The sequence below is a fragment of the Amycolatopsis sp. cmx-8-4 genome, from assembly GCF_046548675.1.
Lineage (GTDB): Bacteria > Actinomycetota > Actinomycetes > Mycobacteriales > Pseudonocardiaceae > Amycolatopsis.
This window is the reverse complement of the sequence record NZ_JAEBDZ010000008.1, coordinates 229,318-242,444: the sequence shown is the minus strand read 5'-3', so window position 1 is coordinate 242,444 and position 13,127 is coordinate 229,318. Positions and strand designations below refer to the sequence as shown.

Here is a 13,127-nt window from a genome sequence, read left to right as displayed (position 1 = left end):
GTCGTTTCAGGGAGGAAGCTCGATGAGGAGCAAGGTCCTGGCGGGCGCGTTGGCGCTCGCCGTCGTGGCGACGGGGGTGAGTCCTGTCGTCGCGGAAGCGTCCGGCGGGGACGCTCTCGACGCCGTCAACACGTTCATCGGCACGCAGGACGAGGGCAACACGTTCCCCGGCGCGTCGGCGCCGTTCGGGATGACGCAGGTCAGCCCCATCACCTCGCACTACGCCGGCTACCGCTACACCGACACCGCGATCCGCGGCTTCGGCCACTTCTTCCTCTCCGGCGCGGGCTGCTGGGAGCAGGGCGGCCTCGTCTCGACGCTGCCCACGACCGGCGAGATCGGGCCGGGCAAGGCGTTCGACACGACGAAGGCCGCGACCTTCGACCAGACGAAGTACGCGGCGCCGTTCACCCACGACGGCGAGGTCGGCAAGCCCGGCTACTACAAGGTCCACCTGACCGGCTACGGCGGCGTCGACGTCGAGACGACGGCGGCGACCCGGGCCGGCGCCGAGCGGTACACCTTCACAAAACCGGGTGATGCCAACGTCTTCGTCAACGTCGGGCAGGCCAACGACAAGGAGCCGGTGACCGGCAGCAGCATCCGGGTCGTGGACGACCGGACCGTCGAAGGCACCGTGGAGTCGCAGGCGTTCTGCGGCGGCAAGTCCTACACGACGTACTTCACGACGAAGTTCGACAAGCCGTTCAAGGCGTCCGGCACGTGGTCGCCGACCGGCGGCACGCCCGGCAGCAAAGAGTCGAGCGGCGGCGCGGGCCTGCGCGGCACGTGGCTGACCTTCGCGGGTGGTGGCCAGGTCACCGCGACCACCGCGATCTCCCAGGTGGACGCGCAGGGCGCCCGGGGCAACCTGGCCGCCGAGCACCTCCGGTCGTTCGACGCGGCGAAGGCCGACGCCCAGCGCACCTGGCGCCGCGAACTGTCCAGTGTGGACATCAAGGGCGGCACGACCGACGACCGGACCGTGTTCTACACCTCGCTGTACCACGCGCTGCTGCAGCCGCTGACCGCCAACGACGCGGACGGGCGTTACTACGGCTTCGACAAGAAGATCCACCGCGCGATCGGCTGGACGTACTACGACTTCTTCTCCCTGTGGGACACCTACCGCACGCAGAACCAGCTCCTGGCGCTGCTGCGGCCTGACCGCGCGAAGGACATCGCCAAGAGCATCCTGGCCATCCACGACCAGGGCGGCTGGCTGCCGCGGTGGGCGTACGCCAGCCAGGAGACGAACACGATGACCGGTGACCCGGTCACGCCGTTCCTGGTGGATCTTTGGCGGTTCGGCGCGCTGTCGGGCAACGAGATGCGCGCCTACCAGGCGTTGCTGCAGAACTCGACGCGGATCCCGCCCGCGTCGTCGCCGTTCCAGGGCCGCTCGGGCAACGCGAGCTACCAGCAGGACGGGTTCGTGCAGTACGACCCGGACTTCCCGAAGAAGGGGCAGGACACCGACCCGAACCACGGCGCGTCGGCCACCCTCGAGTACGCGCTCGGCGACTGCTCGCTGTCGGTCATGGCGGCGGCGCTCGGCAAGAAGGCCGACGCGGCGGCGCTGTCGGAGCAGGCCCGGACCTACCGGACGCTCTGGGACGCGTCGCAGACCGACCGCGGCTTCACCGGCTTCTTCCGGCCGAAGGTCGCGGGCGGCGACTGGTTCACCCCCGCCACCGGGCCGTACAGCCCGCAGAGCCAGGACGGCTTCCACGAGGGCACGGCCTGGCAGTACCAGTGGCTGGTCCAGCAGGACGTCCCCGGCCTGGTCCAGCGGATGGGCGGCCCGGCGGCCACCGGGAAGCGGCTGGACGACTTCTTCGCCTACGACGAGCTGGTGAAGGACCCGGCGGCGGCCGTCCGCGAGAACTGGGTCGTCGGGCCGTACGACTACTACGACCAGTTCCGCTACAACCCGAACAACGAGCCCGACCTGCACTCGCCGTGGATGTACGCGCTCACCGGGCAGCCGGCGAAGACGTCCGGGGTCGTGCGGGCCGCGCACACGCTGTTCACGAACGCGCCCAACGGCGTCACCGGCAACGACGACCTCGGCACGATGTCGGCCTGGTACGTCTTCAGCGCGCTCGGGCTCTACCCCGCCGTCCCAGGGACTGGGAACTTCGTGCTCAACGCGCCGCGGTTCGAGCGGTCCGTGCTGCACCTGGAGAACGGCCGCGACGTCACGATCAAGGCGCCCGGCGCGGACGGCTCGAAGCTGCAGTACGTCTCGGGCCTCAAGGTCGGCTCGAAGCGGTCCGACAAGGTGTACGTCGGTCTCGAGCAGCTGAAGAGCGGCACGACGCTGGACTTCGGCCTGACCGCCGACGCCGCGAAGGCGACGTGGGGGACTTCGCCGTCCTCAGCACCGATTTCCCCGTGTTCTGACTAGATAGCGGTGCTCACGAACGTGGTCCGGACCACAATGGACCCACGTTCGTGAGCACCATCACGGCCCCCGGTGTTCCGGTGAGGGCCGTCACGCCTCACACTGGTCTCAGTACGTCCGACAGCGCTGTTGACGTCCGCGGGCGAGTCCGCCTCGGACGGTGTGTCGGGCGGCTTTTTCGTGTCAGGACCAAAAGTGGTGAGACCCCACAGGAGGAAGCAGTGTCCAGCAAGGCCGCTCTAGTGTTCCGCGTGGCCGCAGTCGCCGAAGCCCTTTCCTGGGCCGCGCTGCTTGTCGGGATGTTCCTCAAGTACGTCGTGCACTCCTCCGGTGAGGGCGGCGTGCCCGTCATCGGCATGGTGCACGGCGTGATCTTCGTCCTGTACGTGGTCGTCTCCCTGTCCGTGGCGAAGCCGCTCGGCTGGCGCCCCAAGACGCTGGTCCTCGCGCTGCTCGCGAGCATCCCGCCGCTGTTCACCTGGCTGTTCGAGAAGTGGGCGCTGCGCAACGGCAAGCTCGACGGCCCGCAGCGGCTGACCCACGGCGGTGTCGGCCTGTTCCAGGTGCGGGAGCCCGTCGCCGCTTGATTCCCAGTACGTGAGAAAGGCCCGCGTCTTCCGGCGCGGGCCTTTCTTTGTGTGCGCGTGGTTACTCGGTAAAGTCCCCGGTCGCGCGGCGGACCTTCGTCAGCAGGTCGGTCAGCTGCTCGGTCTGGCGTTCGGTCAGCCCGTTGAGCCCGAAGTCGATCTCGGTGACCGCCGCGGTCGCGGACTCGCGGCGCTTGCGGCCCTCGTCGGTGATCTCCACCAGCGTCGTGCGGCGGTCGGTCGGGTGCGGGACGCGCTTCACGAGCCCGTCGCGCTCCAGCCGGTCGACTATGTTGGTGACGCTGGTGGGGTGCAGCTGGAGCCGCTCGCCCATCACCCGCATCGGCAGGCTGGCGCTGCGGGCGAAGGTGAGCAGCACCAGCGCTTCGTACCGGGCGAAGGTCAGGCCGTGCGGCTTGAGCGCGCCGTCCACCGCGGACTGGATGATCTGCTGGACCCGCATCACGCCGGTGACCGCGGCCATGGTGCCGGAGGGCCCGATCCGGGCCTCCCAAAGCTGTGCCGCGCGGGCGATCGGGTCGAACGGCAGCGGACGGTTCATGACACGCGAAGTTACCAGCGGGTACCGGCGCGTGTCGCCCGACCGGCGGAAAGAGCACCGAAGAAGGGACTTCCGAGCATGATCGTCGCGTTCAGTGTCAGCCCGTCCGGCGGGGAGCCGGACGGCGGAGTCAGCGAGGCCGTCGCCCGCGCGGTGAAGGTGGTCCGCGAGTCCGGGCTGCCCAACTCGACCAACGCCATGTTCACCAACGTCGAGGGCGAGTGGGACGAGGTGATGGACGTCGTCAAGCGCGCGGTCGAGGCCGCGGGGGACGGCTCGGCCCGCGTCGGGCTCGTCCTGAAGGCCGACATCCGCCCCGGCTTCGCCGACCAGCTCGAGGCCAAGGTGGATCGGATCGAAGCCCACCTCCGCGACAGCTGAGCCTCATGCGCCCCAATGTGGCGTTCGGTGCGTTGGACGCACCCAATGTGGCGTTCGGTGCGTCAGATGCACCCAACGCCACATTGGGGCGCTCGGGGTCAGGGCAGCGGCGGGGTGAAGGCGACCGTCCAGCGGCCGTCGTCGGTCGTCACCGTCAGCGGGTAGCTGAACGGGCGGCCGTCGGCGAGGACGCCGTCGACCGTGGCGCGGGTCGGGGCCCGCTCGTCCGGGGCCAGGCGGACCGTGACGCTGTGGACGCCGTTGCCGGCCAGCACCTCGACGTAGTCCTTGGCGAAGTCGTCCGCGCCGGAGCCGGGGTAGTCGAGCAGGCCGGCGAGGGCGTCCGGATCGTGGGCGGCGAGCGCCGTGGCCAGGCGGTCGCGCAGCTCGGCGGGGGTGGCCGCGCCCGGGTCCGGTTCGTGCACGATCAGCAGCGTCACCGCGCCGATCCAGAGGACGGCGGCGGCGATCGAAAGCCCCACTTTGACGTCCCGCCGGATGTGCACCCGGCCGAGCCTGCCCCAGCCACGCCGTCCTGCCAAGCGGACGTGCCGGGCACCCGGTGAAACACTCCGGCGCGCGTGCCAGGATGGAACCGTGACACAACCACGCGGATCTGCAGCGAAGTCAGCGGCCCTGTCCGCCGCCCTGTCCGGCGCGGTCGACCTGTCCGCGCTCAAGGCCCGTGCCGAAACGGCGCGCAGGCCGCCGGCCCCGCCCGCGAGCGGCCCCGGCCCGGAGGGTGACGCACCCCCGCCCGCCCCGTCGTCCGGGGCCGTGATCGATGTCACCGAGGCGACGTTCCAGACCGAGGTCGTGGAGCGGTCCCTGCACCAGCTGGTGATCGTCGACCTGTGGGCCGAGTGGTGCGGCCCGTGCAAGCAGCTGTCCCCGGTGCTGGAACGGCTGGCCGGCGAGTCCGGCGGCGCCTGGATCGTCGCGAAGGTCGACGTCGACGCCAACCCGCGGATCGCGCAGCTGTTCGGCGCGCAGTCGATCCCGACGATCGTCGCCATCGGCGGCGGCCAGCCGGTCGACGCGTTCTCCGGCGCGCTGCCCGAGCCCGAGATCCGCAAGTGGATCAACGCGCTGCTCGACGCCCTGCGCGACAAGCTGCCGGCGATCCGCGAGGCGGAGGCCAACGGCGGCGGCCCGGTCGAGGAGCCGGAGGACCCGCGCTTCACCGAGGCGGAGGAGGCCTTCGAGCGGGGCGACTTCGCCGCCGCACAGGCCGCCTACGAGCGCATCCTCGACGTCGAACCGGCCAACGAGCTGGCGAAGAACGCCCTGGCCCAGGTCAAGTTCACGGCGCGAGCGGAGGCCGCGGACCCGGACGCCCGCACGAAGGCCGACGCGGACCCGGCTGACCTGGACGCCCAGCTCGCGGCGGCCGACCTGGACATCGCGGAGAACGACGTCGAGGCGAGCTTCAAGCGCCTGATCGACGTGGTCCGCCGCACCGCGGGCGACGACCGCAACAAGGCGCGCGAGCACCTGGTGGCCCTGTTCGACCTCTTCGACCCGGCCGACGACCGGGTCATGAAGGCCCGCCGCGACCTGGCTTCCGCCCTCTTCTGAGCCCGGAAAGCCGTGAAGGCCTCCTTACCGGCCATAAGAGCCGGTAAGGAGGCCTTCACGGCTTTTGCCGCTTGGAACCTCAGCCGTACTGCTTCGAGCAGACCGACGAGCCTTCGAGATACCCGCGACGCAGCGACTCGACCCGGTCGAAACCGCTGTCCGGGCGCTTGCCGTTGACGTCCGCCGAGACCAGGCTCTCCGGCTGCAGCAGGTCCGCGATCGCCTCGTCCAGGTCACCGGCCGACAGCCGCAGGTCGCCCGGGCGGTTCGTGAACGCCGCCCACGCTCCCACCAGGCACGACGTGCGCAGGCCCGCGTTCGGGTTGTCGATCGACGCTCCCACGCCCTTCTGGATGCCCAGCGCGTACCGCGAAGCCACTTCCGCGAACGCCGCGAAGTCGCCCATGCCGCCCGGGTCCTCGCCCTTCATCTCGGCCTCGCGGTCGATCGGCTGGGCCAGCTCGGCCAGCTTCGCCAGGTCGATGCTCACGGAGTTGTCGTCCGGGCAGTAGGACGCCGGCGCCGTGGTGGTGCAGCTGCCGCCGTCGTTGATCTCCGGTGCGGCCACGCCGGCGCCCTTGAAGGCTTCGTCGAGGCTCTTCTTCAGCAGTTCGACGGCCTGGTCGTTGAACTTCGCGTCGCCCTTGCCCTTGTCGCCCTTGTCGAACGGGCGCTCGGTGAGCCGGGCCTTGACGTTGTCGGTGTTCATCGCCGCGCACTCCTTCGGGCCCTTCTCGAACCCGGCCTGGAACGCGAACGTGCGGTCGAACGCCGTGCCGTGCGCGCCGCGGTCGGCGGCGCTGGTGCCCGCCTGGTCGCGGATCAGGAACATCGACGCCATCACCTGGTTCAGGCCTTCGGACGTCGACACCTGGTAGTACTTGCTCTTGTCCTCGGCGACCCAGCGGAAGTAGCCGCCGGCGAAGCAGTCGGCCTGCTGCTCCTTCACCACGGTCGGGGTGCTCTTGGTGATTCCGGCCTTGTCGCCGAGCCGGTACTGGACGGCGTGGCCGAACTCGTGCGCGAGCACGACGACGACCGACATCGGGCCGAACCGCTTGCGCAGCATCGGCAGCAGCACGCCGCGGTCCCACGCCACCGAGTCGTCGGTCGGGCAGTAGAACGCGTTCACGAGCTTCTTGACGCTGCCGCAGCCGGTTTCCTCGGTGTCGGTGTTCGCGTCGTAGGACAGCAGCGACTTCACCGGCTCGAACTGGACGCCGAAGTCCGGGGGCAGCATCTCGCCCCAGTACGTCTGGACGTCGTCGATCGCGGCGGTGGCGAGCTTGTCGTCCTCGCCGCCGTCGGCGTTGCGGACGTCGAGGCTCGGGGTCGGCGCGCCGGACTTGAGGCCGCTCTCGAAGTGCGTCACCGGCAGCCCGGCGACCGAGCCGGCGCCGGTGTCCTGGACCGGCCCGCTGCCGGAGCCGCTCTTGCTGTCGCACCCGCTCACGGCGACCGCCGCGATCGCGAGCAACGCGACCAGCGCGCGCCGTCCTCCCCCTGAGGTCATCTTCACTCGCTCCACTCCCAGCCTGCCCGTACCCGACGGGCAGGACCATACCCAGGGCTTACGGGGCGTGTGCGCGTAATCCCCGAAGTACTCCCCGAGCAGCGCGCGGGGCGGCCCGATATCGTCGCTGTCCATGCGTGCAGTCCGCCGGTTCACCGTTCGCGCCAGCCTCCCGGAGTCCCTTTCCGGCCTCGGCGCGCTGGCCACCAACCTGCGCTGGACGTGGCACCCGCCGACGCGCGACCTGTTCGCGTCGATGGACGCCGAGCTGTTCAACGCCGTCCGCGACCCGCTGCGCATGCTCACCGCGCTGCCGCCGGCCCGCCTCGACGAGCTCGCCGTCGACGAAGACTTCCTCTCCCGCGCCCGCGTCGCCGCCGCGGACCTGGAGAACTACCTGTCCGAGCCGCGCTGGTACCAGCAGCGTGACGACGCCGGCCTGCCGCCCGCGGTCGCCTACTTCTCGATGGAGTTCGGCGTCACCGAGGCCCTGCCGAACTACTCCGGCGGCCTCGGCGTGCTCGCCGGCGACCACCTCAAGGCCGCGTCCGACCTGGGCGTGCCGATGGTCGGCGTCGGGCTGCTCTACCGCAACGGCTACTTCCGGCAGTCGCTCTCGCTCGACGGCTGGCAGGTCGAGCACTACCCGGTCATCGACCCGAACGCGTTCCCGCTCGAACTGCTGACGGTGGGCGGCCGGCCGGTGCTGATCGGCGTCGCGATGCCGGGCGGGCGCGAGCTGTGCGCGCAGATCTGGCAGGCCCGCGTCGGCCGGGTGCCGCTGCTGCTGCTCGACACCGACACCGAGGCCAACGACGACGACCTGCGCGGCGTCACCGACCGGCTCTACGGCGGCGACGCCGACCACCGGCTGCGGCAGGAGATCCTGGCCGGCATCGGCGGCTTCCGCGCTGTCCGCAAGTACTGCGAGATCACCGGGCACCCGCAGCCGATGGTGTTCCACACCAACGAAGGCCACGCCGGGTTCCTCGGGCTGGAGCGGGCCCGCGAGATCGTGCAGGCCGACGGCCTCGCGTTCGACGAGGCCATGCCCGCGGTCCGCGCCGGCACGCTGTTCACCACGCACACCCCGGTCAGCGCGGGCATCGACCGCTTCCCGGTGGACCTGGTGCAGCGCTACTTCGCCGACGGGCGGCTGGTGCCCGACATCGACCCGCGGCGCGTGCTCGCGCTCGGCGCCGAGGACAACCCCGGCCTCTTCAACATGGCGCACATGGGCCTGCGGCTGGCGCAGCGCGCGAACGGCGTCTCGCAGCTGCACGGCCGCGTCACCCGCAAGATGTTCTCCCGGCTGTGGCCCGGGTTCGACCACGACGAGGTGCCGATCTCGTCGGTGACCAACGGCGTCCACGGCCCGACGTGGGTGGCGCGCGAGCTGAGCACGCTGCTCGGCCGCGAGTGGGGCCTCGACTCCGGCGACAAGCCGCTGCGCGAAGGCGTTTCGGACGCTCAGCTGTGGGCGCTGCGGCGCGAGCTGCGCGAGAAGCTGGTGTTCGAGGTGCGCCGCCGGGTGCGCGCGGCGTGGCTGCAGCGCGGCGCGTCCCCGCTGGAGCTGGGCTGGGTGGACTCGGTGTTCGACCCGGACGTGCTGACCGTCGGCTTCGCCCGCCGCGTCCCGACGTACAAGCGGCTCACGCTGATGCTGCGCGACCCGGACCGGCTGCGCACGCTGCTGCTCGACGAGCGCCGGCCGATCCAGGTCGTCGTCGCCGGGAAGTCGCACCCGGCCGACGAGAACGGCAAGCAGCTGATCCAGCAGATCGTCCGGTTCGTCGACGGCGCGGACGTCCGGCACCGGATCGTCTTCCTGCCGGACTACGGCATGTCGATGGCGCGCTACCTCTACCGTGGCTGCGACGTCTGGCTGAACAACCCGGTGCGGCCCCTGGAGGCGTGCGGGACGTCGGGGATGAAGTCGGCGCTCAACGGCGGGCTCAACCTGTCCATCCGCGACGGCTGGTGGGACGAGAGCTACGACGGCAGCAACGGCTGGGCGATCCCGACCGCGGACGGCGTCGCCGACCCGCTGCGCCGCGACGACCTCGAGGCCGCGGCCCTCTACGACCTGCTCGGCCAGCAGATCTCGCCGTTGTTCTACGACCGGTCCGCTGACGGCGTGCCCACCGGCTGGCTGTCGATGGTGTGGCACACGCTCGAGACGCTCGGCCCGCGGGTGCAGGCGTCCCGGATGGTCCGCGAGTACGTCGACCACGGTTATCTCCCGGCGTCCCGCACGGTCGCGGCGGCCACCGGTGACGGCTACCGCGGCGCGCTGTCGCTGGCGGACTACCGCACCAAGATCGAGGTGTCGTGGCCGCGGGTGAAGATCTTCGACTCGGAGCTGCAGGTCGAGGCGACCGAGCCGCTGGTGGTGGGCACCGAGGTGACGATCCGCGCGCGCATCGACCTGGCCGGCCTGGAACCGTCCGAAGTGGACATCCAAGCGGTGGTCGGCCGGGTGGCCGACGACGACGAGCTGCGCGACCCGGTCACCGTCCCGATGGAGGGCGACGGCATCGGCGCCTTCGCGGCCCGGCTGAAGCTCCCCCAGCCGGGAGCGATCGGCTACACGGTGCGAGTGCTGCCGAAGCACGGCCTGCTGGCGACACCGGCGGAGCTGGCCCGGGTCATCCTGGCCTGAGCTCACCATCCCCGGCCGATCGGCGGCACGGGGATCACGGGCGGCGCGATGGGGTAGAGCCGCGCGTACTCGATCGCCTGGAGACGGTTCTCGAGCTCGGTGAGCCTGCGCCGCTCTTCGTTGTCCTTGTGCCGTGACAGCCACGTCGCCGCGAGCGACGTCGACAGGCTGCCGACCAGGAAAGCCAGGGTCGCGATCAAGGTCAATTCCACTGTGGTCTCCGATTTCCAGTGGCCGTCAGGTGGGGGCCGTGGAAACCAACTTACGGGCGTTGATCCATTTTCGATGCGCTGATCAGGCCTTTCGCCAGAAACACGTCACGGACGACCGTACGGTTTGGACGTTCGCCGATCGGATTTGTCGACTTCGTGGCGAAAGGCAGGCGAGAAAGTGTCACAAATCTGTCCAAAATCTGGCAGAAAGCCTGGTGGAAGCGGATTTTCGCAGGTGACGCGCCGGGTAAACAGAGTTGCACGTTCAGGTGAATCGTCCCTTATGATTCTGACTCCATTGTGGAGGCGGGGAGGACGATGACCGGGGAAAACCGGCCGGCGGACGGGGGCAGGTCCCCGGCTGTCCTGCGCGCGGAGAACGCGGCGAGCAGGTTGCACAAAAACGCCGGGGTCCGGCGTCCGGGACTCCGGAGCGAGCTCGGTGCCGATTTGCGCGGGATCTGGGGGATCGCCGACGACGATCCGCCGCACCGGGTCTGCGCGATCGTCCACCTGCGGTTGGTGCAGGTGCTCCGCTCGATGGCCGAACCCGCTTCCAAGCTGGAACAGATCGTCCTCGCCGCCTACAACGCGGGTCCCGTGCCACTGTCCGGGAACAAGACCGAGCGGCTCGCGAGCATCCCCGGCCGCTCGGGTCGCAGCTGCGACCGCGACCTCCGGCCGTTCCAGGAAGAGCTGCTGGTCAGCCTGCGCACCGGTAGGCAACCGCTCTCGGCACACGAGATCGGCGCCGCGGAACGCCGGTTCGCCGCCCGTCCCGCCGGACCGGACCCGGTGGCCGCGCCGCGCAACCCGATCCACGGCTTCCACACGGACGCCGACCAGGTCGTCCGGTGGTTCCTGGGGGAGTCCTGGTGCGCGCCGGCCGACGCGGTGCGCGAACCGATCGTCCTCGACCTCGGCGAGCGCGGGGCCTGGTTGTGCGTCTTCAGCGATCAGGGCGCGCTGGACCACTACCGCGGCACCGTCGGGTGCGGCTGGCCCTTGTCCCTGAGCGGGACCGGCCGGGAGTTCGCCGGTCGGGTCCACGGCCGAGCCGCGCCGACCGGCCTTCTCGTCGACCCCAGCCCGCACCGGGGGAGGGGCGCCGAGCGGGCGTTCTCCCTGTCACCGTCGTTGATCGCCCAGCTGAGCCCCGACTTCCCGAGCTGACTCCCCGAGGACGGCCCCGATCATGAACGGATTCGAAGCCGATCCCGTGCTGCTGCACGCCGCCGGTCACCGGCTCGGCGACCGGGCGGCCGACTCTGCTGCCCGGCCCGAGCTGCGCTACGCGGCCAAGCCGGAGCAGTCCGGTGACGCGTTGCTCGCCAGGGCGCTCGCCGAGCTGCAGGAGGCGTCGACGCGCGCGGCCAAGCTCGTCCTCGGTGAGGCGCGGGAGCTCGGCGCGCGCCTGGAGCAGGCCGCGGACCTGTACGCCAAGCAGGATGAGAACGTCCACGAAGCGTTGGCGTCGAACCACTTCGGCGCCGCGCCGGCCGCGGATCCGGCCGGGCTCGGCTGAGCGGCGGGCAGGACACCATGACGTGGGGTTCCGGCTGGTCGCCGGGCACGGTCAAGCTGCTCCGGGGCGAGGCGGCCCGGCTCGGCGAGCTGGCGCGAATGTTCGACGACCTGGACGCCGAGCTGCGGCTGCTCCTTCCCGAGGGGTGGGCGGGTGCCGCGCACGACGCCTACGTGGACGCGCGCGGCCGGCTGGCGAAGCAGCTGCGGTCGGTCGCCGACGCGCACGAACTGGCTTCGCAGGCGCTGGACGACTACGCCGACACCCTCGAGGAGCTGGGTGAACGGCGTCGCTACGAGACGGCGTCCGACGGTCTGGCCCGGCTGGAACTGCAGAGGGTCGACGCGGCCCGGCAGGCGGAGGAGGCCTGCCGGAAGGCTGCCGAGGAACTCGCCGCCGTCAAGCCGGTGCTGCCGGAGCTCGCCAAGGCGACGGCGGTGCCGGAACGGGTACCGGCCGCCGGCGGCCCGCCGCTGCTTCCGCTACCCGTTCCGGCCGGTAAGGCGACCCACGAGCGGGAGCCCGCGGACCCGCACGACCCGCACCTTGGCGACTCCGACCGCGTGGCGTACCGCACCAACCTGCAGGACCTGTGCGACGCCGTGCTCGACCACCTGTCCGCGCCCTAGCCTGCCGCTGACCTGGAGTTACTCCAGCCGGACAGCCCGGAAAACCACACCGCGTCCCGGCGCCGGTCGCGTTAAGTTGGGGGTATGCGCTTCGGACTCTTCATCCCGCAGGGCTGGCGGATCGACCTCGCCGGCATCGAGCCCGCGGACCACTGGAAGACCATGCTCGGCCTCGCGAAGCACGCGGAGGCCGGGCCCTTCGAATCGATCTGGGTCTACGACCACTTCCACACCGTGCCGGTACCCACGGAGGAGGCCACGCACGAGGCGTGGTCGCTGATCTCGGCGTTCGCCGCCGCGACGGAGACCATCCGGCTCGGGCAGATGTGCACCTGCATGGGCTACCGCAACCCCGCCTACCTGGCGAAGGTCGCCGCGACCGCGGACACCATCGCCGGCGGGCGCGTCGAGATGGGGATCGGGGCCGGCTGGTACGAGCACGAGTGGCGGGCCTACGGCTACGGCTTCCCGGGCGCCGGCGAGCGGCTCGGTCAGCTCGACGAGGGCGTCCAGATCATGCGGGACCTCTGGACCACCGGGACGTCCACACTGGACGGCAAGCACTACCGGACCGACGGCGCGATCCTGCGCCCGTTGCCGCCGCAGGAGGGCGGGATCCCGCTGTGGATCGCCGGCGGCGGTGAGAAGAAGACGCTGAAGATCGCGGCGAAGTACGCGAAGTACACGAACTTCGGCGGCGACGCCGAGACGTTCACCCGGAAGTCGGAGATCCTCGCGCAGCACTGCAAGGACGTCGGTACCGACTTCGACGCGATCGTCCGCTCGGTCAACCACAACGTGGTGATCGGGGAGACCGAAAAGGACGTCCAGGACAAGCTGGCCTGGCTGAAGTCCCACCTGCACAAGTACACCCCGGCGGACGCGGCCGAGCGGTGGCTCGCCAACTTCGTGAACAGCCCGACCACCGGCACACCCGAGCAGGTCACCGAAAAGCTCGCCGCGCTGGGCGAGCTCGGCATGTCCTACGCGATCTTCAACTTCCCGGAAGCCGCGTACGACCGCGCCGGCATCGACCTGTTCGCCGCACAGGTCGCGCCCGCGCTGAGCTGA

At 70.7% G+C, this 13,127-nt stretch carries 13 protein-coding genes; 9 read left to right on the top strand and 4 right to left on the bottom strand.

All coding sequences use genetic code 11. The features are described 5' to 3' along the window. Positions 1-22 precede the first annotated feature (22 nt). Positions 23-2,410, top strand: a complete 2,388-nt coding sequence (locus ACLJQZ_RS19550) for a GH92 family glycosyl hydrolase (protein WP_410621405.1) — start codon at positions 23-25, stop codon at positions 2,408-2,410. A 218-nt stretch (positions 2,411-2,628) separates the two neighbouring features. Beyond that, entirely contained in the window at positions 2,629-2,994 is a 366-nt protein-coding gene (locus ACLJQZ_RS19545; RefSeq protein ID WP_247061728.1) for a DUF3817 domain-containing protein, read from the top strand. A 61-nt stretch (positions 2,995-3,055) separates the two neighbouring features. On the opposite strand, the gene ACLJQZ_RS19540 is transcribed toward ACLJQZ_RS19545, so the two are convergent. Next, a complete protein-coding gene (locus ACLJQZ_RS19540) occupies positions 3,056-3,556 on the bottom strand; it encodes a MarR family winged helix-turn-helix transcriptional regulator (protein WP_410621404.1) in 501 nt (166 codons plus the stop codon). Positions 3,557-3,634: 78 nt separating this feature from the next. Here ACLJQZ_RS19540 and ACLJQZ_RS19535 point away from each other — a divergent pair, with 78 nt between their 5' ends. Next, positions 3,635-3,937, top strand: a complete 303-nt coding sequence (locus ACLJQZ_RS19535; protein ID WP_410621403.1) for an MTH1187 family thiamine-binding protein — start codon at positions 3,635-3,637, stop codon at positions 3,935-3,937. 98 nt (positions 3,938-4,035) lie between these two features. On the opposite strand, the gene ACLJQZ_RS19530 is transcribed toward ACLJQZ_RS19535, so the two are convergent. Continuing rightward, positions 4,036-4,443 (bottom strand): hypothetical protein, encoded by a 408-nt coding sequence (locus tag ACLJQZ_RS19530; RefSeq protein WP_326946805.1) that lies wholly within the window; start codon positions 4,441-4,443, stop codon positions 4,036-4,038. A gap of 91 nt (positions 4,444-4,534) precedes the next feature. Between ACLJQZ_RS19530 and ACLJQZ_RS19525 the strand changes: the two genes are divergently transcribed. Further along, a complete protein-coding gene (locus ACLJQZ_RS19525; RefSeq protein WP_326946806.1) occupies positions 4,535-5,515 on the top strand; it encodes a tetratricopeptide repeat protein in 981 nt (326 codons plus the stop codon). Positions 5,516-5,594: 79 nt separating this feature from the next. On the opposite strand, the gene ACLJQZ_RS19520 is transcribed toward ACLJQZ_RS19525, so the two are convergent. Beyond that, positions 5,595-7,028: a neutral zinc metallopeptidase gene (locus ACLJQZ_RS19520; RefSeq protein WP_410621402.1), complete on the bottom strand. Its 1,434-nt coding sequence runs from the start codon at positions 7,026-7,028 to the stop codon at positions 5,595-5,597. Between the two features lie 133 nt (positions 7,029-7,161). On the opposite strand from ACLJQZ_RS19520, the gene glgP reads away from it, so the two are divergent. Continuing rightward, a complete protein-coding gene (gene glgP / locus ACLJQZ_RS19515) occupies positions 7,162-9,690 on the top strand; it encodes an alpha-glucan family phosphorylase (protein ID WP_410621401.1) in 2,529 nt (842 codons plus the stop codon). 2 nt (positions 9,691-9,692) lie between these two features. Here the strand turns inward: glgP and ACLJQZ_RS19510 are convergent, their stop codons facing one another. Continuing rightward, positions 9,693-9,890 (bottom strand): hypothetical protein, encoded by a 198-nt coding sequence (locus ACLJQZ_RS19510; RefSeq protein WP_410621400.1) that lies wholly within the window; start codon positions 9,888-9,890, stop codon positions 9,693-9,695. A gap of 330 nt (positions 9,891-10,220) precedes the next feature. Between ACLJQZ_RS19510 and ACLJQZ_RS19505 the strand changes: the two genes are divergently transcribed. From ACLJQZ_RS19505 to ACLJQZ_RS19490, 4 genes are all read left to right on the top strand, one after another. Then, a complete protein-coding gene (locus tag ACLJQZ_RS19505) occupies positions 10,221-11,075 on the top strand; it encodes a hypothetical protein (protein ID WP_410621399.1) in 855 nt (284 codons plus the stop codon). A 22-nt stretch (positions 11,076-11,097) separates the two neighbouring features. Then, positions 11,098-11,427 (top strand): hypothetical protein, encoded by a 330-nt coding sequence (locus tag ACLJQZ_RS19500; protein WP_410621398.1) that lies wholly within the window; start codon positions 11,098-11,100, stop codon positions 11,425-11,427. Between the two features lie 17 nt (positions 11,428-11,444). Then, positions 11,445-12,056 (top strand): putative T7SS-secreted protein, encoded by a 612-nt coding sequence (locus ACLJQZ_RS19495; protein ID WP_410621397.1) that lies wholly within the window; start codon positions 11,445-11,447, stop codon positions 12,054-12,056. A gap of 84 nt (positions 12,057-12,140) precedes the next feature. Further along, positions 12,141-13,127, top strand: a complete 987-nt coding sequence (locus ACLJQZ_RS19490) for an LLM class F420-dependent oxidoreductase (RefSeq protein WP_410621396.1) — start codon at positions 12,141-12,143, stop codon at positions 13,125-13,127.